Below are 721 nucleotides of genomic sequence, written 5' to 3' on the forward strand. Positions count from 1 at the left end.
TGAACTTATTAAAGAAGGTATATTAGAAGATATTACGGAGAGTGTTAAGGATGGAAGAATTGAGATTGAATAATGAGTTTGAATTATTATTAAATGATAAAGAATGTGTTATAGAAAATATAAGAGATAAAATTATATTATATAATTGCAAACAAATATATCCGGAAAATCATATTGAAATAAAAAAAGCAAATGTTAATAATAAATATGATGTTTTTGATGTACATAGAGATGATAAAAGATTAGTGATTGAAGCGGATATAGAGACCGCAATAATATATGCGGCGGTTTTATACAAAAAAGCATATGATCCTATGGATGAATCGAAAAGAAAATATATTTGCAATTATGCAGAAAAAAATAAATTTGATGAAGTAATATGCAGTATTAGATTATGGTTTAGTGACGATATTTATTCTATAGGAATTGAGGACATTAAAAAAATCTCAATTTTAAACAACAATGAAAATATAGATGTAAAATTTGGAGGCAAATATATAGTAAAAAATGTATCAAAAATAAGCGGATATATTGTTTTTTACAATTATTGTGAGCAATTAAGAAATATAAAGTTGTTTTATGAAAAAATAAAAGCAAATTTTAAAAGTGATATTGAATTTCATAAAATTGCTAAAGTGTATATTTTATAAATTATAAAAACTATAACTGCGTATTATTTTAAAAGTATGGAGGTGACCTTGCAAGAATAATCGACAATCTG

The 721-nt window shown here is 23.4% G+C and carries 1 protein-coding gene; it reads left to right on the top strand.

Going from position 1 to position 721, the window contains the following annotated elements; translation table 11 throughout:
- Window positions 1–50 precede the first annotated feature (50 nt).
- Window positions 51–650: a hypothetical protein gene (locus tag ABMA45_RS00340; RefSeq protein ID WP_022087899.1), complete on the top strand. Its 600-nt coding sequence runs from the start codon at window positions 51–53 to the stop codon at window positions 648–650.
- The last annotated feature ends 71 nt before the right edge of the window (window positions 651–721 follow it).

This window comes from Eubacterium sp. CAG:156, assembly GCF_000434315.1.
GTDB lineage: Bacteria > Bacillota > Clostridia > Lachnospirales > Lachnospiraceae > Eubacterium_U > Eubacterium_U album.